This window comes from Amycolatopsis silviterrae, assembly GCF_042684085.1.
Lineage (GTDB): Bacteria > Actinomycetota > Actinomycetes > Mycobacteriales > Pseudonocardiaceae > Amycolatopsis > Amycolatopsis silviterrae.
Genome location: NZ_JBHUKS010000008.1, coordinates 214625 through 240166 on the forward strand (window position 1 = coordinate 214625; position 25542 = coordinate 240166).

Genomic DNA, 25542 nt, shown 5'->3' on the forward strand with positions numbered 1-25542 from the left:
CTGGGTCAGCGATCTGCTGCAGGCTTCCCAGGACGGTGAGGCCGGGCTGGCTCGTGCCGCCGCTACGCAGAAACCCGGGCACTCGCAGCCGTCAGCTGGGACGTCATCTCCGTTCGCATACCCCGCCGGGAATATCCCATCCATCCTCATCGGACGGTTTCCCGGAGTGCGGCCCCGTGCCTCAGCCGTCCGTGCGAGGTTGAGCACCCGGTCCCCTTCGGACGAACAGGTACCGTGGACCCCATGGGGATGATCTCTCGGCTCACGTACTACCCGGTCAAAGGCTGCGCCGGCACCACAGTCCAGTCCGCCGACGTCACCCCCGCCGGTCTCGCGCACGACCGCGAGTTCATCGTCACCGCGGCCGACGGTGATTTCCGCAGCCAGCGCCGCTTCCCGGTCATGGCCGCGATCCGGCCCCGCCTGCTCGACGGCGGCGCCCGCCTCGTCCTGTCCGCGCCCGGGGTCGAAGACCTGACCGTCGAGGTCCAGAAGGACGGCCCCCGGCATCCCGCGGCCACCTTCGGCTGGAACGGCGAGGGCGTCCACCAGGGTGCCGAGGCCGCCGAGTGGTTCTCCACCGTCGTGGGTCAGCCGTCCGTGCTGCTCGGCGTCGCGCCGGAACACGACCGGGTGACGAGCGGCGAAACCGCGGGCACCGCGAGGTTCGCCGACGGCCACGCGCTCCTCGTGATCTCGGAGTCCTCTTTGGACCACCTGAACGAGCGCATCGCCGAGCGCGGCGGCGAGCCGGTGCCGATGGACCGGTTCCGGCCGAACGTGGTGATCCGCGGCTGGGCGGAACCGCACGCCGAGGACTCCGTGCGCCGGATGGAGGCGGGCGGGGCCGAGTTCGCCTACGCGAAGCTGTGCGTCCGCTGCGCGGTGCCGATGGTCGACCAGGAAACCGGCAAACGCTCAGGTCCGGAGCCGATTCGCTCGCTCGCGGCGTACCACCGCGACCCGGCGGGCGGCGTCCTCTTCGGGATGAAGGCGGCGGTGACCCGGCCCGGTCAGGTGGCGGTCGGCGACGCGGTGATGGTGCACTCCTCGGTCGGCCCGATCCGCAGCACGGACGCCGCGGAACCGCCGTTGACGGCGACGGCCAGCTTCCCCGCCGAGTCGGTGTAGACGAGGTTCGCGCCGCGCGGCACGTCGGCGAAGGTCCGGCCGATCGCGGCGGACACGGCGACGTGCTCGCTGTGCACCGTCACCTCACCGGTCAACCCGGTTAGTTCGAGGTCGGCGGGGCTGGCGGCGAGCTGGACGTTGCCGAAGTGGTCGACGGTCAGCACGTCCGACACGAGCTTGCCGGGGAACGCGGCGACCAGCGGTTCCGGCAGTCGCACCAGGTCGCGGATGGCGGGCCCGAAGGAGCCGGGGTGCGCGCCGAGGGCGAGCCGTGCGGCAGTCGGGGCGAAGATGTCACGGCCGTGAAAGGTCGCGGACGTCGGCGTACGCACGTCGATCACGTACGCCGCGTACATGCCGCCTAGCGCCTCTGCGGCGGGTAGCAGCAGACCGTTGTCCGGGCCGACCAAGATGCCGTGCGTCGCGACCACGACCAGGCCACGGCGCTCCGTACCGACACCTGGGTCGACGACAGCGAGGTGTACGGCCTTAGGCAGCGACGGCACGGTCTGCGCGAGCACTGCCGCGCCTGAACGCACCTGTTGCGGCGGTACGAGGTGGGTCACGTCGAGAACGCGTACGTCGGGCGCGATGCCGGCGATGACCCCGTGGCAGGCGGCCACGAAGCCGTCATGCAGCCCGTAGTCGGAGGTGAACGAGATCCAGCGGTAGGCCATGACCTGCATCATCCTCGCTGTAGCGGCCCGCGGGTTAGGGTGCAGCGGTGACGACGCTCGCCGATTACCCGAAGATCGCCGCCGGCAAGGTCCGGGACCTGTACGCGGTCGGAGACGACCACCTGCTGCTGGTGACCTCGGACCGCATCTCCGCCTACGACTTCATCCTGGACACGCCTATCCCCGACAAGGGCCGCGTGCTCACGGCGATGAGTGTGTTCTGGTTCGAGCAGCTGTCGGACCTGATCCCGAACCACCTTGTCGCGTACGACGACCCGCGCATCCCTGCCGAGGTACGCGGGCGCGCGCTGCTCGTACGCCGTCTCGACATGCTGCCGGTGGAAGCTGTCGCGCGCGGGTACCTGACGGGGTCCGGGTACACGGACTACCAGCGTACGGGCGCAGTGTGCGGCGTAGAGCTGCCGGAAGGTCTCGTGGAGGCTTCGAAGCTGCCGACGCCGATCTTCACGCCCGCGACGAAGGCGGCGTTCGGCGACCACGACGAGAACGTTTCGTTCGACGCTGTGGTCGCGTCTATCGGCGCGAAGCGCGCGGAGGAGCTACGCGAGGCGACACTCGCGGTGTACCGCCGTGGCGCGGAACTGGCGGCGAAGCGCGGAATCCTGCTGGCGGACACGAAGTTCGAGTTCGGAGTGGACGAGACGGGCGCGCTGGTGCTGGCGGACGAAGTGCTGACGCCGGATTCGTCGCGGTACTGGCCGGCGGAGGGGTACGAGCCGGGAAGGGTGCAGCCGTCGTACGACAAGCAGTACGTACGCAATTGGCTGACGGGGCCGGAGTCGGGTTGGGACAGGGCGTCGAACGTACAGCCGCCGCCGTTGCCGGGGGAAGTGGTGGAGGCGACGAGGAAGAGGTACGTGGAGGCGTACGAGAGGATGACGGGGTTGTCGCTGGAGGAGTGGTTGTAGGAGAGGGGAAGGAGCGAAGGGGGCCAGAGGAGAGAACCCCGAAAACTGTCGGCACCCCCTGACACACTGCAACCATGACCACACCGTACGCAACACCGCGCGCGAGGGCATTGGGCCTGGAGTTACGCGCGGCGCGGGAGAGAAGAAGACTGGGTGTAAGAGAGTTGGCCCGGTTGCTGGGAATGACGCCGGGTTTTGTGACGAACTGGGAGCGAGGACTGCGGCTGCCGAAGCCGGAGGACATCGGAGCGGTCCTGGCGCATTGCAGGGTGATCGGGCCGGACCGCAGGCGAATAGTGGAGATGGCGCGAGGAGCGCGAGAGCAGGACTGGATAGACAGCGGAGGAGAAGAGCCGTACCTGGAGTGGGAGCGCACGGCGAAGGCAGTGTTCGGCTGGGAGCCGGAGGTGGTGCCGCCGTTGTTGCAGACGAGCGGGTACGCGCGAGCGCTGCTGTCGGGCACGTCGTCGGCTGTCGCGGACGAGGTGGACGCGCGGGTAGCCGAGAGACTGTCGAGGCGCGCGGTGCTCGAGTCTGGCACGCGGTGTGTGCTGCTGCTGGGGGAAACGGCGCTGCACAAGAGGATCGGCGGCCCGGAAGCGATGGCGGAGCAGTTGTGCCACCTGCGCGAGAGGGTGCGGGAGGGCAAGGCCGAGGTACGAGTGGTCCCGGCGGACCGCCGTCCCGATCTGGGCAGAGCGTTCACGATTTTTGATTTCGCGGACCTGCCGTCGATCGTGCACGAGCGGTTGCTGCGAGAGAGCGCGAGCAGTTCGAGCCCGGCGCGGGTGGCGAAGTACCGCGAGGTGGCGGAAACGCTGCTGGAACTGGCATTGCCGAGGATCGAGACGGAGGCCCTGCTGGAGTCGGCGCTCCGGAAAATGTCGGTGCCCTAGGGCAGAGTGGGCAGTGGCGAAAGGAGCGGCATGAGCCGAGCTTTGGTGTTGGGCGGCGGTGGCGTCGCCGGGATCGCGTGGACGACCGGTGTGCTGGCCGGGCTCGCGGAAGCGGGCCAGGACGTAACCGGAGCCGACGTGCTGATCGGCACGTCGGCGGGCGCGGCGGTGGCGGCGCAGCTGGGCAGCGGATTGGCGCTGCCGCGGTTGTACGCGCGGCAAACCGAACCGGCCCTGCGAGCGACGGAGATCGCGGCCGAGTTCGACGCGGAAAAGTTCGGCGAGGATTTCGCCGCGGTGCTGCGGGAGGGCGGCACCGCGGCGGAAATCCGCCGGGCAATGGGAAAATTCGCCCTGGCCGCGGAAACCGTACCGGAAGCACGGCGGCGCGCGGTCATCGAATCCCGCCTGCCGTCGCACGATTGGCCCGAGCGTGCGGTGAAGATCGTTGCGGTGGAAGCGGAAACCGGAGAGGCAGCGGTGTTCGACCGCTCGTCCGACGTCCCGCTAGTCGACGCGGTAGCAGCCAGCTGCGCGGTACCCGGCGTCTGGCCAGCGGTCTCGATCAGGGGCAAACGCTACATCGACGGCGGTGTCCGTTCGTCCGCGAATGCCGACTACGCAACGGGTTTCGCCCAGGTGACGGTGCTCGTCCCGATGGGATCGGCGGAGGTGTTCCCAGCGGAGCGGCCATTCGAGCAGGTGCTGACAGACCTCCGCGAGGCAGGTGCGAAGGTAGCGGTGCTGGAACCGGACGACGCCTCAACCGCAGCGATCGGCCCGAACCCTCTGGACCCAGAAACCCGCGCGGCGGCCGCTGCGGCTGGGCTGGCACAAGGACAACGGGGCGGGGTGGTGTGGGAGTGAGGTTGGTGCGCTGACTGCGTACGGCTGGCCGGTTGATCGTTGGGTCGGCTAGGCGATCCGCCAGTCCGGTGCCGAGGTGCTGCCGTTCAGTCCGGGCTGCGCAGGGGTAATGCTTCGGCCGGGCGGTTGTCAGCTGTGCTGCAGACCTGTCGCCGTTGAGTCCGGGGTCTGCCGGAGGCTGCGTTCAGCCGACGCCGCCTCAGGGGGCAGGTGCCAGTTTCGGCGCGGCACGATGCCGTCGACCCCAGGCCGCTTCGGAACTGCGTTCGGCTGACTGCCCGCCAGCGCCGAGCGGCCTATCGCGCGGCGTTCGCGCGGTTGCAGCGGGTGAAAGTCAGGCGCGTTCCGAAAAAGGTGACCCCGCAACAGCACCTGCACTGGCACACTGGCATCCGTGATTCTGCTCATCAGCGGCAGCCTGCGAGCCGGTTCGGTTAACGCGGCTGTCATCGCGACCGCGGCCGGGTTCACGCCGTCCACTGTGTACGGTGGGCTTGCCGAGCTGCCGCATTTCAACCCCGATCATGATCGGGATCCGTTGCCGGCGGAGGTTGCTTCGTTGCGAGCGGAGATTGGGGCGGCGGACGGCGTCCTCTTCTGTACCCCGGAGTACGCCGGTGGTCTGCCGGGTTCCTTCAAGAACCTGCTCGACTGGACCATCGGCGGCGGGGAGATGTACGGCAAGCCCGTCGCGTGGATTAACGCGTCGTCGGTCGCCGCGCCGACTGGGGGTGCGGACGCGCACGAGTCCCTCCGCAAGACGCTCACCTACGCGGGCACTCGCATCGTTGACGACGCTTGTGCGCGGATTCCCATTCCGCGCCAAGCGGTCGAAAACGGTGCCCTCGTCGACCCCGATCTGCGTGGGCGGGTCGCGGTCGCGGTGCGGCGGCTGGTGGAGGCGGCTAAACCGGTCAATCCGTGAGCTGTTGAGTCCATTCGAGGAAGCTGTCCCGTTCGGTGCCGGTCAGTATCGCGGCGGGCGGGGTTTCCGGGAAGGCTAGCACCACCGCGTCTTTCGGCAGGTCGCGAACCTGTTCCTTGGCAATGGAGGTTGGGGCTGCCGCGGATACCCGGAACAGGAAGGCCAGCGGTCCGGTGCCCAGCGACTCCACGATGTCGAGTCGGCCGCGGCCGAAGTCCCGTAGTTCCCGGGGCGAGACTGCGGCCTGCACGGAGCCTGCGGACAGCAGGATTTTCCCCGGGATTTCGCCTGGTGCGGCCCGTAATCCGCCGCCTTTCCACGGTGGCACCGGAACAGCGGGGGTGGTTTTCCGTCGCCACAGGGCCATGGCCGGGAGGGTAGCGCGAAAATCGGTGGCTCTGCGGCAATTGCCCGGTTAGCGTCCGCAAGAGTGAGCTACGAGCATCCCCTCGCCTATCTTCTCGGCATCGAAGGAGCCGCGCTGCTCCGCGCCTTCACCGGCGAACACGACCGCGAGTTCGTCGAAGCGCGGCTGGCGGAGATCCGTGCGCTGCTGGCCGACCAAGGCCTGGCCGACGGCGTCGAGGTAACCCAGCTTGGCCCGCGAGATGGTTACGCGCGCTGGGCCGCCGGGTACGACAGCGGGGAAAACGCTGCCTTCGCCGACGAGCCTCACCTCGCGAAGATCCTCGACACCATCCCGCCTGGCCGTGCGCTCGACGCTGCTTGCGGCACCGGACGACTTACCCGCCTGCTGGTCGAACGTGGCCATCACGTCGTCGCCGTCGATGGTTCGCCCGAGATGCTCAGCCACGCCAAGGCCGACTCGACCCACGTCGCTGACCTGCAGGAACTCCCGGTCGACGACGGTTCGCAGGACGTGGTGCTCTGCGGACTCGCGCTGTCGCACGTGCCGGACCTGACGCCGGTGATCGCGGAGTTCGCCCGCGTCCTCGCCCCGGGCGGACACCTTGTGCTGTCCGACGTGCATCCGGAGCAGGTCCAGCGCGGGTCGATCCCGTCCGTACGCACCGTTGACGGCGCTCCGGCGCGAGTGCGTACGAGTCACCATCGCGTCGGCGAGTACGTGCGTGCGTTCCTCGCCGCGGGGCTTGCACCGGTGAGCTGTCAGGAGCCGACGCCCCCGCCGGCCGCCCCGCAGCATGTCCCCGGCGGTGGGCCGTGGGATCTCTGGCCGTGGTCGCTCAACGGCCTGGTCCCGGACGCGTTGGCGGCAGCGGCCAAGGACGTGCCGTCGATGCTCATCTGGCACTGCCGCAAAGCCGCCTAACCGCGCGGGCCGACCCGACGGTGACTGTCCGCCGTGAAAGTCTCACTCGTAGTTCACGGTTCCGTCAGGCGGCCGCCACACTGCTGCGGCGCAATGGTGGCGTGGATGCTCGCCTGCTGGTCTCGCTGTCCGGGGTCACCACGCGCACGCTGCACCGTTGTGCGCATTTGGCGGCCGAACTCGAACGTCGCCGCGTCCCGCTATCGATTCTGCATGTCGCGCGCACCGAGGACGGGCCCGTGACGGCCTGGGTCCGCACGCGCGCCGAAGCGGGCGACTCAGTGCTCCTCAACGGCTACGACCACCGCGTCACTCCGACGCACCGCGCCGTGCAGCTAGGCCGTAAGGCGGAGTTCGCCGCACTCCCCGCGCACGAAGCGCGGCTACGGCTCATCGCCGCGAAGGCTGCTCTCGATGCGACCGGCGTGACTGTCGACGGCTTCGCGCCGCCGCGCTGGCTGGCGTCGCCGGGGACTGTGCAGGCGCTGCGGGAGCATGGCTTCGCGCTGTGTGCCGATCAGAACGCCGTCCGGGACCTGGTGACCGGCGAGGTTCGGCGCGCGCGGGTGCAGGACTTCGCGAGTCAGTCGCACCGTACGGAGACAGTCCGCTGCTTCGCGCTCGTACTGGCCTCCGCGCGGGCCGCGCGCCGAGGCGGGCTGGTGCGGCTTGGCATTGACGCCGCTGACCTCAGCCGCCCCGGCTTGCGGCAGGCGTTGCTGGACGCGGTGGACGTCGCCCTCGAAAACCGGGCCTTCGGCAGCACTTACGGCTCCCTGCGGCACACCGCTCCCGCCTAGACCTCCGTCGCGACGCCTCGCTCCAGCACCTTCACGTCGGTGCCCTCCGGGGCGAGGTTCTGGAACAGCCCGTAGTGCATCGCCGGGTTGGCCAGCACCGCCTCGTGGATCGGCACCGACCGGCGCGGGGCGACGGCGCGCAGGAAGTCGACCGCTTCGCCGGCCTTCAGCCACGGCGCACCGGTCGGCAGGCCGAGCACGTCGACCTTCTGCTCGGGTACGAAGAACGAGTCGCCCGGGTGGTAGAACGCGCCGTGGTCGACCAGGTAGCCGATGTTCGGGATCACCGGGATGCCGGCGTGGATCACCGCGTGCTGGCCGCCCACGACCGACACCGAGGTGCCGCCGAACTCGAACGCGTCCCCGGGGTTGGCGACCTCGAACTCCAGGTGCAGCTTCTCGATCGCCTCGGCCGAACCGGGGTCGACGATCAGCTTCGCGTCCGGGTTCGCCTTGAGAAGTCCGGGCAGCCGTTCGACGTCGAGGTGGTCGAAATGCTGGTGGGTGATCAGCACCGCGGACAGTTCCCGCTCGGCCTCGAACCCGGTGGAGAACGTGCCCGGGTCGAGCAGAATCCGCTCCGCGGCGGTCTCGAGCAGCACGCAGGAATGTCCGAAATGGACGATCCGCATCAGGGTTTCTCCTTACCAGATTGGTGGCCTCAATCTTACTCTTCGGACCGGGTCCGCCGGTGGCTTCCGGCGAGGACTCCCGGGCCGAGGACTTTCCGCGCCCGCTCCCGGATGACATGCTGACGGGAAGCCCGGGCAACTGTTGGCAGAGTGTCAGCAACCTCGTAGCCTGGGGGTTCACCGAGACGGGGAGACGCCGATGACCGCGGTCCAGCCGAAGCCGACGCCCGTCGGCGAGACGTTCGATTCGCTCAGCCCGGCCACCGACGAGGTCGTCGGCACCTACCCGGTGCACACGGCCGACGAGGTCGGCGCCGCCGTCGAGCGCGCCAGGGCGGCCGCCCGCTGGTGGGACGGCCTCGGCTTCGCCGGTCGCGCGGAGCGGCTGCAGCGCTGGAAGGGCGTGCTCACCCGGCGGCTCCCGCAGCTGTGCCAGGTGGTGCGCGACGAGACCGGCAAGCCGATCGCGGACGCCCAGCTCGAGAGCGTCCTGGCGATCGAGCACATCGCGTGGGCGGCGAAGAACGCCCGCAAGGTGCTCGGCAAGCACCGCCGCTCGTCCGGCCTCCTGATGGCGAACCAGGCCGCGACCGTCGAGTACCTCCCACTCGGCGTCGTCGGCGTGATCGGGCCCTGGAACTACCCGGTGTTCACGCCGCTGGGTTCGATCGCGTACGCGCTGGCCGCGGGCAACGCCGTCGTCTTCAAGCCGAGCGAGTACACCCCCGGCGTCGGGAAGTGGCTGGTCGACGCGTTCGCCGAGATCGTTCCCGAGCAGCCGGTGCTGCAGCTGATCACCGGTTTCGGCGAGACCGGGGCCGCGCTGGTCGGCTCCGGCGTGGACAAGATCGCGTTCACCGGCTCCGCGGCGACCGGCAAGAAGATCATGGCCGCCGCCGCGAACACGCTCACCCCGGTGGTGATCGAGGCGGGCGGCAAGGACGCGCTGCTGGTCGACACCGACGCGGACCTCGAAGCGGCGGCCGACGCCACCGTGTGGGGCGCGTTCTCCAACTCCGGCCAGACCTGCATCGGCGTCGAGCGCGTCTACGTGCACGAACGCGTGGCCGACGAGTTCGTGGCGCGGGTGGTGGAGAAGGCGAAGAACGTGCGCGCCGGCTCGGACGAGGACGCGCAGTACGGCCCGATCACCATGCCCTCGCAGCTCGCGGTGATCCGCCGGCACATCGAGGACGCGCTCAAGCGCGGCGGGAAAGCGCTGGTCGGCGGGGTGGAGAGCGTCGGCGACCGGTATGTGCAGCCGACCGTGCTGGTCGACGTCCCGGAAGACTCCGAGGCCGTGTGCGAGGAGACCTTCGGCCCGACCGTCACCATCGCCAAGGTCCGCGACATGGACGAAGCGATCGAGAAGGCCAACGCGACCAAGTACGGCCTCGGCTCGACGGTGTTCTCCCGGGCGCGCGGGGCTGAGCTGGCCTCGCGGTTGCGTGCGGGCATGACGTCGGTGAACGCGCCGCTGTCGTTCGCCGGGATCGCGTCGCTGCCGTTCGGCGGGGTCGGCGATTCCGGGTTCGGCCGGATCCACGGCCCGGAAGGGCTGCGCGAGTTCGCCCGTCCGAAGGCGGTGGCGCGGCAGCGGTTCACCGCGCCGCTGACCCTCACGTCCTTCTCCCGCAAGGAATCCACGGACGCCCTGGTCGCCAAACTGGTCACCGTCCTGCACGGCAAGCGCTGAGGAGAACTGTTGCCCGGCTTCGGCGATTTCCAGCACGAGATCTACTTCGCCGGGCTGACCGGCCGCGTCCCGGACCTGCCGATGGCGTACGCGGAACTGGAAGCGCGTGCGGCACAAGCGCTTCCGCCGTCCGTACTGTCCTATGTGGCCGGTGGGGCGGGCGACGAGCGGACCCAGCGCGGGAATGTCGAGGCATTCGAGCGCTGGGGCCTGGTCCCACGGATGTTCGTCGGCGCGAACGAACGCGATCTGTCGGTGGATCTGTTCGGGCTGAAACTGCCGTCGCCGCTGTTCCTGGCACCGGTCGGGGTGATCGGCCTGTGCGCGCAGGACGGGCACGGCGACCTCGCGACCGCCAAGGCCAGCGCGCGAACGGGCGTGCCGATGGTCGCTTCGACGCTGAGCGTCGACCCGATGGAGACACTCGTCCCTGAACTGGGCGACACTCCGGGGTTCTTCCAGCTGTACACGCCCACCGACCGTGACCTCGCCGCGTCGCTCGTACAGCGCGCCGAGGCAGCGGGCTTCCGCGGCATCGTCGTCACGCTCGACACCTGGGTGACCGGATGGCGTCCGCGGGACCTGGCGACGGCGAATTTCCCGCAGCTGCGCGGACATTGCCTGGCCAACTACTTCACCGACCCGGTGTTCCGGCAGCGGCTCGGCAAGGCTCCGGAGGACGATCCGGCGGCCGCCATCGGACTGTGGGCTCAGCTCTTCGGCAACCCGCTGACCTGGGAGGACCTGCCCTGGCTGCGGTCGCTGACGAAGCTGCCGCTGCTGGTCAAAGGCATTCAGCATCCCGACGACGCCCGCCGCGCCATCGACGGCGGGGTCGACGGGATCTACTGCTCGAACCACGGCGGCCGGCAGGCCAACGGCGGTCTCCCGGCGCTGGACTGCCTGGCCGAAGTGGTCGACGCCGCCAGCGGCACGCCAGTCCTGTTCGACTCCGGCGTTCGCTCCGGAGCCGACGTGATCAAGGCGCTGGCCTTGGGCGCGACGGCGGTGGGCGTCGGCCGCCCCTATGCGTGGGGCCTTTCGCTGGCTGGTGAAGACGGCGTTGTCCATGTTCTGCGTACCTTGCTGGCCGAAGCGGATCTGATCATGGCGGTGGACGGCTATCCGGCGCTGGCGGACCTCACCCGGGAAACGCTGCGCCGGGTCGGCTAGATCCGCGACGGTTACGAGGGCAGGAAATACCCCTCGTTCTCGTCCCACGGGAGATCGAAATCGTCCAGGTGCACCCGCCACTCCGCGTCCGGAAGGGCGCGGCGCAGCTCGGTGACCGAGCCGAGTACCTGGTTGAGCACCGGCATGACCCGATCCGGATCGAACGGCATCTTCGTGGACCCGGCCACGATCGCGTCCGGTTCACTGCCGCCCTCCTCGTACAGGAAGAGGGATTCCTCGTCCTCGTAAGGGAAAGCTGATTGATGTGCGGTGACGATACGCTCGATGGCGGCCGTCTCGGTCGAGGTGAGCGCGGTCGCCCGGCTCGCGTCGTAGTAGAGGGAAGTGCTCATGGCCCGAGAGTATCGACGGGGTCCGACAAAAAACGGAGATCGTCAGGCGAACAGCTCGCCAAGCAGCTCCGGATCGATCGTGATCGGCGCGGGCCGGTAGGCAGGCGGCTGCTCGCCGAGCAGTTCGCGCACCAGGAAATCCCAGCCACGCGTACGGACATAGGACAGGCAGTCGATGAACACGTGCTCGGCACCGGGCACGATGAGCAGCTCGAAATCCTTGTTGGCCGCGATCAGCCGATCCGCCAGCCGCATCGTGTGGTCCGGATGCACCCGATCGTCCATCTCGCCGTGCACCAGCAACAGCTTGCCCGCCAACCGATCCGCGATCTCCACATTGGACGACGCGGTCCACGCCTCCGGATTGCCCGCGCCGTCGTAGGCCTCCACGAAGTCCAAGCTGAAGTACCGCGCGTCGTGCGAGCCGGACAACGCGACGCCAGTCCGGTACACTTCGGGATAGTCCAGCATCGCCCGCACAGTCGCGAATCCGCCACCAGAATGCCCGAACGCGCCCACCCGGTCGAGATCCATCCACGGCCGCGTCTCGGCGAGCTGCCGCAGTGCCGCGACGTGATCGTCCAGGCTGCCCGCGTCGGCGAGCTTGCCGTAGGACGCGTCGTGGAACGCCTTGCTCCGGCCCGGCGTACCGCGTCCGTCCATCGCCAGCACCACAAAGCCCAGTGCGGCAAGGGGTTCCGCGTCCAAACCCATGCCGCCCGGGTCGAACGACGGCGAGACCCGGGTGACCTGCGGGCCGGGATAGATGTTGTCCACCACCGGATACGTCTTCGCCGGATCGAAGCCGTGCGGCCGGTACAGCACGCCGTAGATGTCGGTGACCCCGTCGGCCGCCTTGACGCAGAACGGTTCCGGCGGCGTCCACCCGGTCGCGGCGAGCTTCGTGATGTCCGCCTGTTCCAGCTCCACCAGCACGCGACCGGACCAGTCGCGGACGGTCGACACCGGCGGAGTATCCACAGTGGATGCTGAGTCGACGAAGTACGCCATGCTGTCCGGCATCGCGACGACGTGGTCGAGCGCATCGTCGGTCACCTTGGCGAATCCGGTGCCGTCCAAGGAGATCCGGCACACCGTGCGCCGGTACGGATCCTCGGCGACCAGTCCGGACGCGACGAAGTACACCGTCTCCGCGTCGACGTGCAGGATCTGCCGCACCGCCCACTCGCCCGACGTGACCTGGTTCAGCAGCTCGCCGGTGTGCAGGTCGTAGCGGTAAAGGTGGCCCCAGCCGTCGCGCTGCGAGTACCACAGCACCTCGTTCTCCAGCACGCGCACGATCGGCGGCTCGTAGAGCCACTGGTTGGGCTCGACGCGCGTCGACCCGGTTTCGCTCAGCACCGTGGTGACCTCGCCGGTCGCCGGGTCCATCCGGTGCAGAGAGAGGGTGTGCCGGTCGCGCGGCTGGCGAAGGAAATACACCGCCGAACCGTCCGCCGCCCACCACGCCCACTTGCCCGTGACCGGCGACAACATAGGTGCGAGCAGCGGTTCTGCCTGCGCGCGGACCGTCGTGCCATTCGCGACGTCCAGCACCACCAGTTCGGCGAGCGCCATGTTTTCGTCGCCTGCGTAGGGATAGCGCTGCGTGTGCAGGGCCGGCGCGCTGCCGTCCGCGGGCCGGGCTTCGAGCAGATGCGTCTCGCGGACCGCGCGCTCGTCCGTCCGGTGGGTCAGCACCTTGGTCGAGTCCGGCGACCACACCACCGCGGGCGGCAGGTGCGGCAGCCCGAACTTGCGCAAGAGGGTGCCGTTGCCGAGGCTTTCCGGGCTGGTGCCGTACTGATAGCCGGGCGCACCATCGGTGGTCAACGGCCATTCGCGGTCGCCGGACACCGCCCACAGGTCCGCACCGCGCTGGGACACCGCGACCTTGCCGTCCGGCGAGGGCACGTCCAGCGGGCCGCCCGGCGGCGTCGCGACGGGCAGCTGGGTCGGGTCGAAGTCCGGGGTGCGCGTGCCCTCGGCCGGGTCGACGAGGAAGAACTGCTTGTGGTCGCCGTGGTTCACGGCGTACCAGAAGCGCGCTCCGCCGTCGATCCACTGTGGACGGACGCGGTCGCCGACGACCAGCTCGCCGGGGCGGGCGGGGCGGCGCAGGAGCAGTTCGGCAGCTTGGTAGTTCTCGGTGGCGATCACGATCGGGTTCCTTCCCCCAGTGGTTTCTGACCTGCGAAACGCTACGTTGCGTTTCCAAAATCTGCCAGCTTGTTTGTTGCACTAGACCTGCATAACACCAGCTCAAAAGTGATGTATCGTTGCAACGAGGACTGAAGTCAACGCAACGACAGCATTGCAATGACCGTAAGATCAAGGCTATCCTCGGCGGCGGACGACAGGAGGTCCTCATGCCAGGTGGCAGGCTCACGCTGCAGGAGCGGCGCCAGATCGCGCTCGGGCTCGCCGACGGTCTCGCGTACGCGGAAATCGCCCGCGGTCTCGACCGTCCCACCTCGACGGTCACCCGCGAGGTGCTGCGCAACGGCGGCCCCGCCGGCTACCGCGCCGATCTCGCCCAGCACGCCACCGAGCACCGGGCCCACCGGAGCAGGCAGTCGGCCGCCCGCCGGGTTCGGCCAGTCTCGCCGGAGGACGGACGCGATGCCGAAGCGGTCCGCGAGTACGAGGAAGCGTTCGCCACCGTCTTCACCGACGCCGGGCTGCCCAAGATGACCGCCCGGCTGCTGGTCGCGCTCTACACCACCGATTCCGGTGGCCTCACCGCCGCCGAACTCGTCCGCCGGCTGCAGGTCAGCCCCGCGTCGGTGTCGAAGGCGATCGCGTTCCTGGAGCACCAGGGCCTGGTCCGGCGAGAACGCGACGAGGGCCGCCGCGAGCGCTACCTGGTCGACGACGATGTCTTCTACGAGTCGATCATGACCACCGTCCGCGCCAACCTCCGCCTCGCCGAAACCGCGCGGCGCGGTGTCGAAGTGCTGGGTCCTGACACGCAGGCCGCCATCCGGCTCGAGGGCATCGCGCGCTTTGTCGACGTCGTCGCGGACAGCATCCGCCGTTCCGCGGACGAGGCGCGCGAAATCCTGCACGCCTACCGGGAAGAGCACTCGCCTCGGCCGTTCAGCTGACCGTCGACCGCGACGTTACACTCGGCTTCGTATGTGGTGGCAAGGAAAAGCCGGGCAGGTCCCCGCCTCGGTGCTGGCCTTCCTCGCGGCAGCGGGCCTCGCGGTCATCGTCAGCAGCTTCACTCCGGTTGACCTGCAGGTCTACCGCTTCGGCGCGGACGCCGTACTCCACGGCGGCGACCTCTACGGCGCACTTCCCGCCACCACGGCGGGTTCCATGCTGCCGTTCATCTACCCGCCGTTCGCCGCGATTCTGTTCTCTGCCTTGGCACTTCCGCCCTTGTCCGTCGCGTCCGTTTTGCTCGATCTCGTCTCCGTCGCGTCGCTCTGGGTCGTCCTGTACGTCGTCGTCCGTCGCCTGTGGCCGAGCTGGAACCGCCGCACCGCAACGGTGACTGCGTGTGCACTCACCGTTGTGGCGTTTGCCTTCGAGCCCGTGCGCGCGACCCTCTCTTTTGGACAGATCAACCTCGTCCTGATGGCACTGGTCGCGGTCGATTGCCTGGCGCCGACCACGCGCTTGCCACGCGGCGTACTCGTCGGCCTCGCAGCCGCGATCAAGGTGACCCCCGCCGGTTTCCTGCTGTTCTTCTTGCTCGCTAAGGATTTCCGGGCCGTCCGCAACGCGCTGGTCACCGGTGCCGGAGCCACATTGCTCGGCTTCCTGATCGCCCCGCACGCGTCCGCCCAGTACTTCTTCGGCGGCGGCCTCACCGGTGCCGGCGGCTTCAGCGGCGCGCCCTACGCGACCAACCAGACCATCCAAGGCGCTCTCAACCGGCTCGCCCTGCTGCCCCACACTTACGACCTGTGGTGGCTGGCCCTGTCCGCGTTCGTGCTGGTCACTGCGGTACTCGTGATGCGCCGCGTCGACGGCCCGCTCGCCTTCGTCGTCAACGCGGCGGCCGTGCTGGTCCTGTCACCGATTTCCTGGTCGCACCACTGGGTTTGGATCGTGCCCGCCGTGCTCGTCCTCGCCGCCCGGGCCCGCGCTCCCTACGCCGCCGCTGCGTTGATCGCAGGTGCCACGGTCTTCATTGTCGGGCCGCACACTCTTGTGCCTTCCAGCGGAATGCGGGAACTCGCGTGGAAACCGTGGCAGCACCTCGTCGGCGACTCCTACCTCATTCTCGCCCTGGGCTTCCTCGCCAGTCAGCTATTCGTGCCAGGCCAAGCCAAAGTCACCAGCTCCCGCCCAGACGACCCGAGATCTGGTGGCACGTCCGGATCCACGCCCGTCTCCAGCAACGCCCGCTCGACGTCCGCCGCCGCGGACAACGGCAAGCACAACCGCCGCCGGACAACGTCCACCAGCGTCGCGAACTCCGCGTACTCCGGCTCCGGCGGCCGTCGCCACGCCACGACTTCCGGCTCGATCCCCGCTTCCGAAAGCGCCGCGATACAATCCTCGGCAGTCGGCCCGGCCGGTCGTTCAATGCCGTGAAACCGTTGCCACAGCGGATTAAGCTCGGTCAACGGATGCCGCGCGGCCAGCTCGACCACCACTAGCCGCCGAGCCGCCGCCGTGAGCGCCGCGGCGAACGGGGCCAGGTCGGGGACGTTGTAAACCACATTCCCGCACACCACGACATCCGCCACGCCAGCCTCCGAGGCGAGATCGGGCCACCGGCCTAGCAACAGCCGATGCTCAACGCCCGAAACCCGCTCGGCGAACGCGGCGAGCAACTCGTCGTCGGCGTCGAGCGCAGTCACTGAGGTGACCGCCGACCGGCCGACCAGGGGCAGGCTCGCCGCCCCGGCTGCCGCGCCGATGTCGAGGACCGTGCCCGGTTCCCGCAAGGCCTCGGCGGCCAACCGATGCGTCGCCCCGATCGGATCGGCGATCTGCCGGTCGGCCCGCCGCAGAAACACCTCGCGCGGCAGGACCCACGGCGATTCCGGCGGATGCACGGTGTCCGGAATCACCCAGGCGGCGAGGAGATCCTGCCAGGTTGACAGTGCGTTCATCGAGCCCGGATCAGGTCCGCAGCCTTCTCCGCCACCATGATCGTCGGCGCGTTCGTGTTCCCGCGCGGCACCACCGGCATCACCGAAGCATCCACCACCCGCAGCCCCGAAACCCCGCGTACCGTCAGGTCTGGATCCACCACCGCGTGCTCGCCGCTGCCCATCGCGCACGTGCCGACCGGGTGGTAAAGCGTCTGCGTGTTCTCCCGGACGTGCTCGGTGAGCGCCTCGTCCGACAGTTCATGCGTCGCTGGCAGGAACGGCCGATCCAGGAACTTCGCCAGCGGGCCCGAACGGCCGATCTCGATCAGTGAGCGCAGTGCCGACTTCACCGACTCCAGATCGATCGACTCCGCGTAGTAAGCCGGGTCGATTTCCGGCTTCCACAACGGATTCGCCGACTTCAGCCGGAGTCGGCCGCGGCTCGCGACGTCGACCAGGGTCGCCGCGGACGTGAAGCCGGGGCAGGTCGGTTCGCGCATTCCGTTGTCGTAGAACAACGTCGGGGCCACGTGGACCTGCATGTCCGGCGCGGCAAGCCCGTCTCGCGTCGAGTAGAACGCGCCCGCCTCGCCGATGTTCGACGCCAGCGGACCGCGTTTGGTCAGCTGGTAGCGCATCAGCCCGGCCGGCGTCGCCGAGTCCGCGATGTCGGTCGTGCCCTTCGTCGACCAGATCACGCCGACCGCCGGGTGGTCGTGCAGGTTGTCGCCGACGCCGGGCAGCGCGGCGACCACGTCGATGCCCAGTTCGCGCAGATGCTCGGCCGGTCCGACGCCGGACAGCATCAGCAGCTGCGGCGAGTTGATCGCGCCGCCGGACAGCAGCACCTCGGCGTTCGCCCGGACCGTCGTCGGCACGCCTTTGTCCAGATACGACACTCCGACCGCTCGGGTGCCTTCGAAGACCACCCGGCTGACCTGCGCGTTCGTCCGCACCGTCAGGTTCGGCCGCGATAAGGCGGGCCGCAGGTACGCGTCCGCCGTGGACCAGCGGCGGCCGCGTTTGCAGGTGACCTGGTAGAGCCCGGCCCCCTCCTGCGACTCGCCGTTGAAGTCGTCGGTGTGCTTGAGTCCCCACGACACGGCGCTGTCCACCCACGCGTGCGACAGCTCGTGCGTGAACCGCCGGTCCTCGACGTGCAGCGGGCCGTCCGTGCCGTGCAGCGGGCCGCCGAAGCGCTGGTTGCCCTCGGCGCGCTTGAAGTACGGCAGCACGTCGTCCCAGCCCCAGCCGGTGGCTCCGTGCGCATCGCGCCAGCCGTCGTAGTCGGCGCGGTTGCCGCGGATGTAGATCATCGCGTTGATCGACGAGCAGCCGCCGAGCATCCGGCCGCGCGGCCAGTACGCCGTCTTGCCGGTGTGCTTCTGCTCGACGGTTTCGTAGTTCCAATCCCACTTCGTCTTGAACAGCGACGCGAACGCCGCCGGGATCCGGACCTCGTCCGCGGTGTCCTCGCCGCCCGCCTCCAGCAGGAGCACCCGCGCGGACGGGTCCTCGCTCAGCCGGTTCGCCAGCACGCAGCCCGCGCTGCCCGCGCCGACGATCACGTAGTCGAAGGAGTCCTGCTCTGGCACGCTGCCTCCCGGTGGTGTTGACACCCTGTCAACGACACATCATGGCGCAGGTCACGCTACGCGCAAGTCCCCGGAAAACCGATCAGTCAGAAGTGGCATCGAAAGTGGTGACGCACGCGCCGTCCGGGTCATCGTCGTCGGTCTCGACCCGGCCCTCGCCGGTCACGCCGTCCACTTTGGTGTCGAGATGCACGATGGTCCGCCCCGCGGTGGTCAGCACGTCGGTCTTGCGCGGAGTGAGCTTGGTTTCGCCGTAGATCCACTGCTGGGTGCCGCTGCGGGTGGTGTCCGGCGCGTCCCGGCACATCACCGACAGCGCCGCCGGGATGTCCCGCGCGTTGACCGCCTCGATGAACTTGGTCGCGGCGTCCGTGCCGTCCTTCACCTGCGGCCGCGGCTTCGGATCGGTCGACAGGCTGGCCAGCGCAGCCGGTTCGCCGTCCGCCTTGGCGTCGCGTACGCACCAGCCCTTGCCGTCCGGGATGATCGCGATGCCGTAGGTCAGGCTGCCCGCGGTGATCGTGGCCGCGCGTTCCTGCTGGCCGGTCGGATGCACCGGATTGCTGATCTTCGCCTCGTCCTTCGCGTTCCGGAAGAACTCGTCGGCGGTGTAGGACCGCTTCGACCGGATCTTGCACCACAGCTGATCCAGCCCGGTCTGCTCGGTGATCGAGTTGGCGACCGACTGGGCCACCTGCTCCGGCGTGCCCTGCGACGTCGTGTCCAGCTTCTCCTTGAAGAAACCCGGCGTCACCCAGCCGGTGAACGCGACCGCGCCGCCGAGCACCACGACCGCCGCGCCGAGCGAGATCCACAGCCCGGCCTTCGACTTCTTCTTCGGCGGCGGCGGGAACTGGCCGAACTGAGGCGGCCCGAACTGCGGCTGTCCCTGCGGCGGATACTGCTGCGGGAACTGCCCAGGCTGCGGCCCGCGCGGCGGATAGGGACCCTGCTGCGAGTACGGGCCTTGCGGCGGGTGGTTCATGTCTCCCCCTCGATACCGGTCTGTCTGCCGATCAGGCTAGTGAAGTACGCTTCAACCGCACCCACGACCTGCAGAAATAAGGAGCAGCCAGCCGTGGCTCGAGTCGTTGTCGACGTCATGCCCAAACCCGAGATCCTCGACCCGCAGGGCCAGGCGGTGGCGCGCGCGCTGCCGCGGCTGGGCTTCTCCGGGGTCGCCGACGTGCGCCAGGGGCGGCACTTCGAACTCGAGGTCGACGACGACGTCGATGACGAGACGCTGGCCAAGATGGCCGAGGGCTTCCTCGCCAACCCGGTGATCGAGCAGTGGACGATCCGGCGGGTGGAGGCGTGAGCGCCCGCATCGGCGTCATCACCTTCCCCGGCACGCTCGACGACGGCGACGCCGCCCGCGCGGTCCGCTACGCCGACGCCGAGGCCGTCTCGCTCTGGCACGCCGACGACGACCTGAAGGGCGTCGACGCGGTCGTCGTCCCGGGCGGTTTCTCCTACGGCGACTACCTGCGGGCCGGCGTGATCGCCCGCTACGCGCCGGTGATGACCTCGGTCATCGACGCCGCGCACAAGGGCATGCCGGTGCTCGGCATCTGCAACGGCTTCCAGATCCTGTGCGAAGCCGGCTTGCTTCCCGGCGCGATGATCCGCAACGTCGGCCTGCACTTCGTGTGCCGCGACCAGTGGCTGCGCGTGGACAACCACACCACCGCGTGGACCTCGCGCTACGAGGCCGGTGCGGAAATCCTGATCCCGCTCAAGAACAACGACGGCTGCTACGTCGCCGACCAGTCCACTGTGGACATGCTGGAGGCGGAAGGCCGGGTGGCGTTCCGCTACGTCGGCGGCAACCCGAACGGCTCCCGCAACGACATCGCGGGCGTCACCAGCGAGAACGGCCGCGTGGTCGGTCTCATGCCGCACCCGGAGCACGCGATCGACGCGCTCACCGGTCCGTCCGACGACGGCCTCGGCATGTTCTACAGCGCGGTCGACGCGCTCGTGAAGGCCTGACCCAAACGTCCGTGAGGGGAACCCTGGGGGAATCAGATTCCCTCAGGGTTCCCCTCACGGCTTTTACTTGCTGTGGTCGCTGGAGAGCCAGCGCTCGGTGCGCACCCGCACCAGCACCGAGTTCTCCGTGAGCGAGCCCTCGACGAACTTGCGCGCCTCGGCCTCGGGCGCGTACCGCGAAGCGATGGCGAGCGCCTGCTCCTCGGTCGGCGCCGCGGACCGGTCCACGACCGGACCGGACACCGTGACGTACTTGTACGGCTGCGTTTCCTGCTGCACCGTGAGGCTCAGCTTGCCGGACGCCTCGATCGCGCGGTCCTTCGCCGATCCGCGGTCCATCCAGATCAGCAGTTCGCCGCCGGGCTCGTAGTCGTACCAAACCGGCACGGCGAGCGGAGCCGCACCGTCCCGCCCGATCGACAGCACGCCCACGCGCTTCTCGGCGAGGAACTTCTCTCGTTCGTCCACAGTCATGACCGCCATCCGGCGTCACCCCCAGGCTAGGAAGATCAGGATCCGCTCGTGACCAACGCCGACTCCCAGCCAGACATTCCGCCCAGGCTCTTTAACCAATCGGAACCACAACGCGGGATCGCGCCGACGTCTGGGGGAGCAGCGTGCTCGGCCCCCCGGGCCGAGTGCGCTGCTCACCCAGACGCCGGCTAAAAGGCGATCCCGCACGCCTCGGCGAAGCCGAGGCAGAAGACACCGGTCAAGCGGCGATCGCCGGAACCCGTGAGCGAGACCGTGCGTACGGGTGTCACTGCTCCGGTGTCCAGTGCGAACTTGACGATGCGCTGATCAGGACTGTCCTGGCCGGCGGAGACCACGGCGATCACCTGCCCGCCCTCCACCGCGAGCGGTGCCGCGACAATGCCGCCGCCGGGTGCCGGGGCTTCCCAGCGTTTGGCACCGGTGCGGAGGTCGAATGCGGCGAGGCGGTTGGGCTTCTGCGGGCTTGTCAGCGCGATCATCGTGGTGCCTGTGACGAGTGCTCGCGAACGTCGATGTGACGTGCCGTTGGAAATCCCGCTCAGGCTGTAGCCGAATCCGTCGTCGCCCATGAAGCCGTTCAACGCGTCTCCGGCCTCGATGGTGGAAACCGGTTCGAGCGAGTCGTCGAGAGTCTCGTACAGCCCTTTCGACGCATCGCTGAGGTAGGCGACCAGCGGCGACGTGCTCACCCACGCCATCGTGAGGTAGGACGTGCTCTTAACGAACTCGTTGTGCTGCTTGGTTTTTCCGGTCGCGGGATCGACGGCGACGGCGACGTACAGGTTGTTGCCGGAGTCCTTGGCGCTGCAGTGGGACAGCAGTACGAAGTCCGCGCTCCGCCGCATCCCGTCCGACGGGATGCAGTTCGAGTACACCTTCTCGTCGGTCGGTGGCGTGACCTCGGACCAGCGGACGGCACCGGTGGCCGCGTCCAGCCCGAGCAGCTGCTGGTAGTGCACGACCACGACCGAACCGCCGACGATCTCCAGCACTGCGTGCTCGTCGAGTTTCGCCTCCGACGGGCTTCCCGACGAGGTGATGGGCATCGCCCGCTGCCACATCAGCTTTCCCGCGTTGACATCCAGTACGGCCGCGCTCGAGCAGAGATCCCCATAGCCGACGGCGATGTGGTTATCGACGACAGAGGTGCTCGCCCCGCAGAAATGGCCGGAGGGGGAGGGGATCCTCCAGCGTTCCTTGCCGTCGCTCCGCGCGTACGCGACCGCATAGGTGTCGTTCACCAGCACCAGATCGTCGCCCACGATCCAGGAATCGATGCCGTTCTCGTACGGCGGGATCCGGTCCGATCCCCACTGCCACGGACCTGACTGGGACACCGCGATCGCGTGGCCGGGCACCTTGCCGCTGTTGAGCGCGAGCGGCACCACGATCGCCGCGATCACCACGGCTGCCAGAAATGCCGAGCTTGCGAGGAGGGCCCGCCGGCCACCCTTTTTGTCAGTCACTACCCGCTCCCCCTTTCGATACGGGTAGTGTATTTGGGGAAATCTGATTCCCCCAAAGTTCCCGCACGGCTTTCACCGCGCCAGATTTGTCATCCGGGAATCGCGCTTCAGCTCGCCGCCTCCACCAGCCGCGAGTACGGACCGCCCGCCGCGATCAGGTCCTGGTGCGGCCCAAGCTCGGTGATCCGGCCGCCCTCGACCACCGCGACCCGGTCCGCCGCCGCGGCCGTGTGCAGCCGGTGCGCGATCGCGATCACCGTGCGGCCTTCGAGCACCGCGTTCAGCGACCGTTCCAGCTCCCGCGCCGAACCGGTGTCCAGCAGCGACGTCGCCTCGTCCAGCACCAGCGTGTGCGGATCGGCCAGGACGACCCTGGCCAGCGCAAGCTGCTGCGCGAGACCGGCCGGCACCGAGTACGCGCCCGAACCGAGCTTCGTGTCCAGCCCGTCCGGCAGCCCGGCCGCCCATTCCGCCGCACCGGCGGACGCGAGCGCGGCCGTCAGTTCCTCGTCGGTCCAGTCCCCGCCGCCGCGCCGGGCGGGCAGCGCCAGGTTTTCCCGCAGCGTGCCGGAGAACGTGTGGTGCTCCTGCGTCAGCAGCAGCACCTCGCCGCGCAGCACGTCGTCCGCGAGCGTCGACACCTCGGTGCCGCCGACCTGGATCGAACCCGCCGTCGGTGCCGAGATCCCGGCCAGCAGCCTGCCCAGCGTCGACTTGCCCGCCCCCGACGGCCCGACGATCGCCAGCCGTTCGCCTCTCGGCACGCTCAGGTCGATGCCGTGCAGCACCTCGCGGTCCGCCGTGTAGCCGAACCGGACGTCGCGCACCTCGATGTCGCGCCCGCGCGGCACGTCGGTGACCTTTTCGGCCGTTTCGGTCGACTGCACGCCGAGGATCCGGCGCGCCGCGGCCATCGCGACCTGCAGGTCTTCCAGCCAGAACAGCGCCTCGTTGAGCGGTGTGGTCATCGCCTGTGCGTACGCCAGCATCGTGGTGATCGTGCCGAGCCCGGCCCAGCCCTGCTGGTAGGCGAACAGCCCGAGCAGCAGCAGCGCCGCGATCGGCAGCACGTAGCTGATCTCCAGCGACGGCAGCCAGCGCAGCTGATACGACCGCATCCGGCGCTCGCCGAGCACCGCCTGGTCGAGCGCGTGATGCCCGGTGCGCAGCCGCCGCTCGGTGAGGCTCAGCGCCTCCGCGGTCCGCGCGCCCTCCACTGTCTCGTGGGTGACCGACTGCAGGTCGCCCCACCGGTCGAGCATCCACGCGAACGCCTTCGGAATCCGCCGCTGGTACCAGACGTTCACCGAAACCAGCAGCGGAACGGCCACCAGCAGAGCGAGCGCGAGCAGCGGCGACGTCACGATCATCGCGATCGTCGTCAGCAGCACGGTGACGGTGGCGATCAGGATTTCCGGCGCGGCGAACCGCACCGCGTGGTCCAGCCTGCTGACGTCGCTGGTCGCGCGGCTCAGCAGGTCGCCGGTTCCGGCCGCCTCGACCGTGCCCAGCGGCAGGTCGAGGGCGTTCTTGACGAACCGTTCGCGGTTCTCCGCCAGCACCCGTTCGCCGAAGACCCGACCGCGCAGCCGGGCCGCCTTTTTCGCCCACGCCTGCAGCACGAGGACCACCACGAACGCCGCCGCGAGCAGGTCGACTCGCACCGTCGTGCCGTGGCCGACCACGCCGTCCACCAGCAGGCCGAGCAGCTGCGGCCCGGCCAGCCCGATCAGCGTGGCCAGGAAGAACAGGCTGAGCATCACGGAAAACTCGCGCCGGTGCTCCGCGGCCGTGCGCCGCACCCATTGCCGGACCTCGCGCCTCGACGCGAGCGGGAGCCGCGTCGTCATACCGTCACCGCCTTCGCGCTCACGATCTCGTCCGCCACGTTCCTCCACAGTGGACTCTGACTGAACACCACCGTGGTCTTTCCGTTCCGCAATTCCTTGGCCCGCTGGGTGATCCGGGCCTCGGTGTGCGCGTCGACGGCCGAGGTCGGCTCGTCCAGCAGCAGCACGTCGGCGTCGGTCGCCAGCGCTCGGGCCAGGCTCAGCCGCTGTCGCTGGCCACCGGACACCTCGCGGCCGCGCTCGCCGATCAGCTCGTCGACCCCGCGCGGCAACGCTTCGACGATGTCCTCGGCGTCCGCCGCGTGCAGCGCCGCGAAGATGTCGACGTCGCCCGGCCGCGCCGGCGCGAGCTGGTCGCGCAGCACACCGGAGAACCAGATGTCCTGGTTGTGCGCGTACACCACGCGGGTCCGCAGTTCGGCGAGCGCGACCTGATCCGCCGGAACGCCGCCGACCAGCACCTTCTCGTCCTCGTCCGGATCGGCGAACCGGGCCATCCGCTCGGCGATCGCCTCCGCTTCGGCACCGAGGTCGACCACCGTCAGCTTGCCCGGTTCGACGCGGATGCCGCTGGTCGTGTCCACCAGTTCCAGCGGCCCGTCCGGCAGCGGCCGCGGCGACTCCGGCTCGGCCAGCCGAGGCCGCAGCGAGAGCAGCCCGCACACCTTGCGCGCCGCGACCACGCCCGAACTGAGCGCGCTGACCTGCTCGGTCGCCGTGGCCACCGGCACCACCAGGAACGCGGAAACGCCGTAGAACGCCACCAGCTCGCCGATACCGATCGTGCCGTCGAGCGCGAGCCGCGCGCCCAGCCAGGTGATCGCCACCGTCACCAGTCCGGGCAGCAGCACCTCCGCCGCGGCCAGCCACGATTCGCTGCGCCCGACCTCGACGCCGGACCGGCGCACCAGCTGGCTGGCGTCGTGAAACCGGCGCAGGAACCGCCGTTCGCCGCCGACTCCGCGCAGGATCCGCAGCCCGGACACGATGTCCGCGCCGAGCGCGTTCACGTCGCTCAGATTCTCCCGCTGCACGGTTTTGCGTTTCTGCAGCGGCGCGAGCAGCGGCCCGATGCCGAGCACCGCGAGCGGGACGCCGACGAGCGCGACCGTTCCCAGCAACGGCGACGTGCCGAGCATCGCGATCCCGATGACCACGAAGGCCACGATCGACCCGACCGTGCGGCCGATGACCTCGAACGCGTTGCCGATCCAGTTCATGTCCGACGAGGTGACCGCGACGACGTTGCCGGTGCTGGCCGCTTCGCGCAGGCTCGCCCCGAGCCGGGTGGTGTGGTCGGTGACCAGGCGTTGCGTGGTGCCCGCGCCGTGAAGCCACATGCCGTATGCGGCGAAGTGCAGCCCGGTGCCGAGCAGCGCCTGCACCACGCCGAGCACTCCCGCGACCAGCGCCCAGCGCCAGAGCGCGGAGGTGTCGCCGTTCGCGATCGCGTCGACGCCGCGGCCGATCACCAGCGGCAGCAGGGCGCTCGGCAGCGACCAGCCCGCCCCGGTGACCGCCGCGCCGAGGACGAGCCACGGCCGCGCGCGCAGGACCGCCAGCAGGTACCGAACGGCGGTCGGCCGTTCCGGCAGCCGGATGTCGGGAAAGGGATACGTGGCGGAAAGCACGATCACTGACGCTAAGCCGCCGGGACTGTCCAGCGCGACTGATTTATCCCCGCGCGACCAGCCTGGGCGGCTGCGGGTGTGACCCG

At 69.3% G+C, this 25542-nt stretch carries 24 protein-coding genes and 1 pseudogene; 13 read left to right on the forward strand and 12 right to left on the reverse strand.

Annotated features, from left to right (window positions below):
* Nucleotides 1–243 precede the first annotated feature (243 nt).
* Nucleotides 244–1131 (forward strand): MOSC domain-containing protein, encoded by an 888-nt coding sequence (locus ACFSVL_RS12980; RefSeq protein WP_378303763.1) that lies wholly within the window; start codon nt 244–246, stop codon nt 1129–1131.
* Here ACFSVL_RS12980 and ACFSVL_RS12985 read toward each other — a convergent pair.
* Nucleotides 1014–1808 carry an SAM hydrolase/SAM-dependent halogenase family protein gene (locus ACFSVL_RS12985; protein WP_378303765.1) on the reverse strand — a complete coding sequence of 265 codons (795 nt, stop codon included), beginning with the start codon at nt 1806–1808 and terminating at the stop codon, nt 1014–1016. The genes ACFSVL_RS12980 and ACFSVL_RS12985 overlap by 118 nt on opposite strands.
* 47 nt (nt 1809–1855) lie before the next feature.
* Here ACFSVL_RS12985 and ACFSVL_RS12990 point away from each other — a divergent pair, with 47 nt between their 5' ends.
* From ACFSVL_RS12990 to ACFSVL_RS13005, 4 genes are all read left to right on the forward strand, one after another.
* Nucleotides 1856–2737: a phosphoribosylaminoimidazolesuccinocarboxamide synthase gene (locus tag ACFSVL_RS12990; RefSeq protein ID WP_378303767.1), complete on the forward strand. Its 882-nt coding sequence runs from the start codon at nt 1856–1858 to the stop codon at nt 2735–2737.
* 74 nt (nt 2738–2811) lie between these two features.
* A complete protein-coding gene (locus tag ACFSVL_RS12995) occupies nt 2812–3633 on the forward strand; it encodes a helix-turn-helix domain-containing protein (protein WP_378303769.1) in 822 nt (273 codons plus the stop codon).
* 30 nt (nt 3634–3663) lie between these two features.
* Nucleotides 3664–4500, forward strand: a complete 837-nt coding sequence (locus ACFSVL_RS13000; RefSeq protein ID WP_378303771.1) for a patatin-like phospholipase family protein — start codon at nt 3664–3666, stop codon at nt 4498–4500.
* A gap of 448 nt (nt 4501–4948) precedes the next feature.
* Nucleotides 4949–5425 carry an NADPH-dependent FMN reductase gene (locus ACFSVL_RS13005; protein ID WP_378304264.1) on the forward strand — a complete coding sequence of 159 codons (477 nt, stop codon included), beginning with the start codon at nt 4949–4951 and terminating at the stop codon, nt 5423–5425.
* Here the strand turns inward: ACFSVL_RS13005 and ACFSVL_RS13010 are convergent.
* Nucleotides 5415–5792: a hypothetical protein gene (locus ACFSVL_RS13010; RefSeq protein WP_378303773.1), complete on the reverse strand. Its 378-nt coding sequence runs from the start codon at nt 5790–5792 to the stop codon at nt 5415–5417. The genes ACFSVL_RS13005 and ACFSVL_RS13010 overlap by 11 nt on opposite strands.
* Before the next feature lie 63 nt (nt 5793–5855).
* Between ACFSVL_RS13010 and ACFSVL_RS13015 the strand changes: the two genes are divergently transcribed.
* Nucleotides 5856–6716, forward strand: a complete 861-nt coding sequence (locus ACFSVL_RS13015; protein WP_378303775.1) for a class I SAM-dependent methyltransferase — start codon at nt 5856–5858, stop codon at nt 6714–6716.
* A 101-nt stretch (nt 6717–6817) separates the two neighbouring features.
* Entirely contained in the window at nt 6818–7516 is a 699-nt protein-coding gene (locus ACFSVL_RS13020) for a DUF2334 domain-containing protein (RefSeq protein ID WP_378303777.1), read from the forward strand.
* Here the strand turns inward: ACFSVL_RS13020 and ACFSVL_RS13025 are convergent.
* Nucleotides 7513–8148 (reverse strand): MBL fold metallo-hydrolase, encoded by a 636-nt coding sequence (locus tag ACFSVL_RS13025; protein ID WP_378303778.1) that lies wholly within the window; start codon nt 8146–8148, stop codon nt 7513–7515. The genes ACFSVL_RS13020 and ACFSVL_RS13025 overlap by 4 nt on opposite strands.
* A 199-nt stretch (nt 8149–8347) precedes the next feature.
* Here ACFSVL_RS13025 and ACFSVL_RS13030 point away from each other — a divergent pair, with 199 nt between their 5' ends.
* A complete protein-coding gene (locus ACFSVL_RS13030; RefSeq protein ID WP_378303780.1) occupies nt 8348–9844 on the forward strand; it encodes an aldehyde dehydrogenase family protein in 1497 nt (498 codons plus the stop codon).
* Nucleotides 9845–9853: 9 nt separating this feature from the next.
* On the forward strand, nt 9854–11017 hold the full coding sequence (locus ACFSVL_RS13035) for an alpha-hydroxy-acid oxidizing protein (RefSeq protein ID WP_378303782.1): 1164 nt from the start codon (nt 9854–9856) through the stop codon (nt 11015–11017).
* Nucleotides 11018–11028: 11 nt separating this feature from the next.
* Here ACFSVL_RS13035 and ACFSVL_RS13040 read toward each other — a convergent pair whose 3' ends face one another.
* Both ACFSVL_RS13040 and ACFSVL_RS13045 read right to left on the reverse strand, forming a co-directional pair.
* Nucleotides 11029–11370 carry a hypothetical protein gene (locus tag ACFSVL_RS13040; RefSeq protein ID WP_378303784.1) on the reverse strand — a complete coding sequence of 114 codons (342 nt, stop codon included), beginning with the start codon at nt 11368–11370 and terminating at the stop codon, nt 11029–11031.
* Between the two features lie 42 nt (nt 11371–11412).
* Entirely contained in the window at nt 11413–13530 is a 2118-nt protein-coding gene (locus ACFSVL_RS13045) for a S9 family peptidase (protein WP_378303786.1), read from the reverse strand.
* Nucleotides 13531–13739: 209 nt separating this feature from the next.
* On the opposite strand from ACFSVL_RS13045, the gene ACFSVL_RS13050 reads away from it, so the two are divergent.
* Both ACFSVL_RS13050 and ACFSVL_RS13055 read left to right on the forward strand, forming a co-directional pair.
* Nucleotides 13740–14477, forward strand: coding sequence for a GbsR/MarR family transcriptional regulator (locus tag ACFSVL_RS13050; protein ID WP_378303788.1), 738 nt, complete (start codon nt 13740–13742; stop codon nt 14475–14477).
* Nucleotides 14478–14508: 31 nt separating this feature from the next.
* A complete protein-coding gene (locus tag ACFSVL_RS13055; protein ID WP_378303790.1) occupies nt 14509–15921 on the forward strand; it encodes a glycosyltransferase 87 family protein in 1413 nt (470 codons plus the stop codon).
* 20 nt (nt 15922–15941) lie between these two features.
* Here ACFSVL_RS13055 and ACFSVL_RS13060 read toward each other — a convergent pair.
* The 3 genes and pseudogenes from ACFSVL_RS13060 to ACFSVL_RS13070 all read right to left on the reverse strand — a co-directional run.
* Nucleotides 15942–16445 (reverse strand): annotated as a pseudogene (locus ACFSVL_RS13060) (class I SAM-dependent methyltransferase); the annotation flags it as partial.
* Nucleotides 16442–18022, reverse strand: coding sequence for a GMC family oxidoreductase (locus ACFSVL_RS13065; RefSeq protein ID WP_378303792.1), 1581 nt, complete (start codon nt 18020–18022; stop codon nt 16442–16444). The gene ACFSVL_RS13065 and the pseudogene ACFSVL_RS13060, both read right to left, overlap by 4 nt.
* 82 nt (nt 18023–18104) lie before the next feature.
* Nucleotides 18105–19007: a hypothetical protein gene (locus tag ACFSVL_RS13070; RefSeq protein WP_378303794.1), complete on the reverse strand. Its 903-nt coding sequence runs from the start codon at nt 19005–19007 to the stop codon at nt 18105–18107.
* A 93-nt stretch (nt 19008–19100) separates the two neighbouring features.
* On the opposite strand from ACFSVL_RS13070, the gene purS reads away from it, so the two are divergent.
* Complete coding sequence (gene purS, locus ACFSVL_RS13075) at nt 19101–19340, forward strand: phosphoribosylformylglycinamidine synthase subunit PurS (protein ID WP_037808692.1); 240 nt, start codon at nt 19101–19103, stop codon at nt 19338–19340.
* A complete protein-coding gene (purQ, locus tag ACFSVL_RS13080; RefSeq protein WP_378303796.1) occupies nt 19337–20014 on the forward strand; it encodes a phosphoribosylformylglycinamidine synthase subunit PurQ in 678 nt (225 codons plus the stop codon). Before purS ends, purQ begins: the two co-directional genes overlap by 4 nt.
* 63 nt (nt 20015–20077) lie before the next feature.
* On the opposite strand, the gene ACFSVL_RS13085 is transcribed toward purQ, so the two are convergent.
* The 4 genes from ACFSVL_RS13085 to ACFSVL_RS13100 all read right to left on the reverse strand — a co-directional run bounded on the left by ACFSVL_RS13085 (nt 20078) and on the right by ACFSVL_RS13100 (nt 25456).
* On the reverse strand, nt 20078–20497 hold the full coding sequence (locus ACFSVL_RS13085) for a pyridoxamine 5'-phosphate oxidase family protein (RefSeq protein WP_378303798.1): 420 nt from the start codon (nt 20495–20497) through the stop codon (nt 20078–20080).
* Between the two features lie 179 nt (nt 20498–20676).
* The gene (locus ACFSVL_RS13090) at nt 20677–21975 is read right to left on the reverse strand and encodes an outer membrane protein assembly factor BamB family protein (RefSeq protein ID WP_378303800.1); all 1299 of its coding nucleotides are present in this window, start codon (nt 21973–21975) and stop codon (nt 20677–20679) included.
* A 107-nt stretch (nt 21976–22082) separates the two neighbouring features.
* A complete protein-coding gene (locus ACFSVL_RS13095; protein WP_378303802.1) occupies nt 22083–23825 on the reverse strand; it encodes an ABC transporter ATP-binding protein in 1743 nt (580 codons plus the stop codon).
* A complete protein-coding gene (locus ACFSVL_RS13100; RefSeq protein ID WP_378303804.1) occupies nt 23822–25456 on the reverse strand; it encodes an ABC transporter ATP-binding protein in 1635 nt (544 codons plus the stop codon). Before ACFSVL_RS13100 ends, ACFSVL_RS13095 begins: the two co-directional genes overlap by 4 nt.
* Nucleotides 25457–25542: the final 86 nt, after the last annotated feature.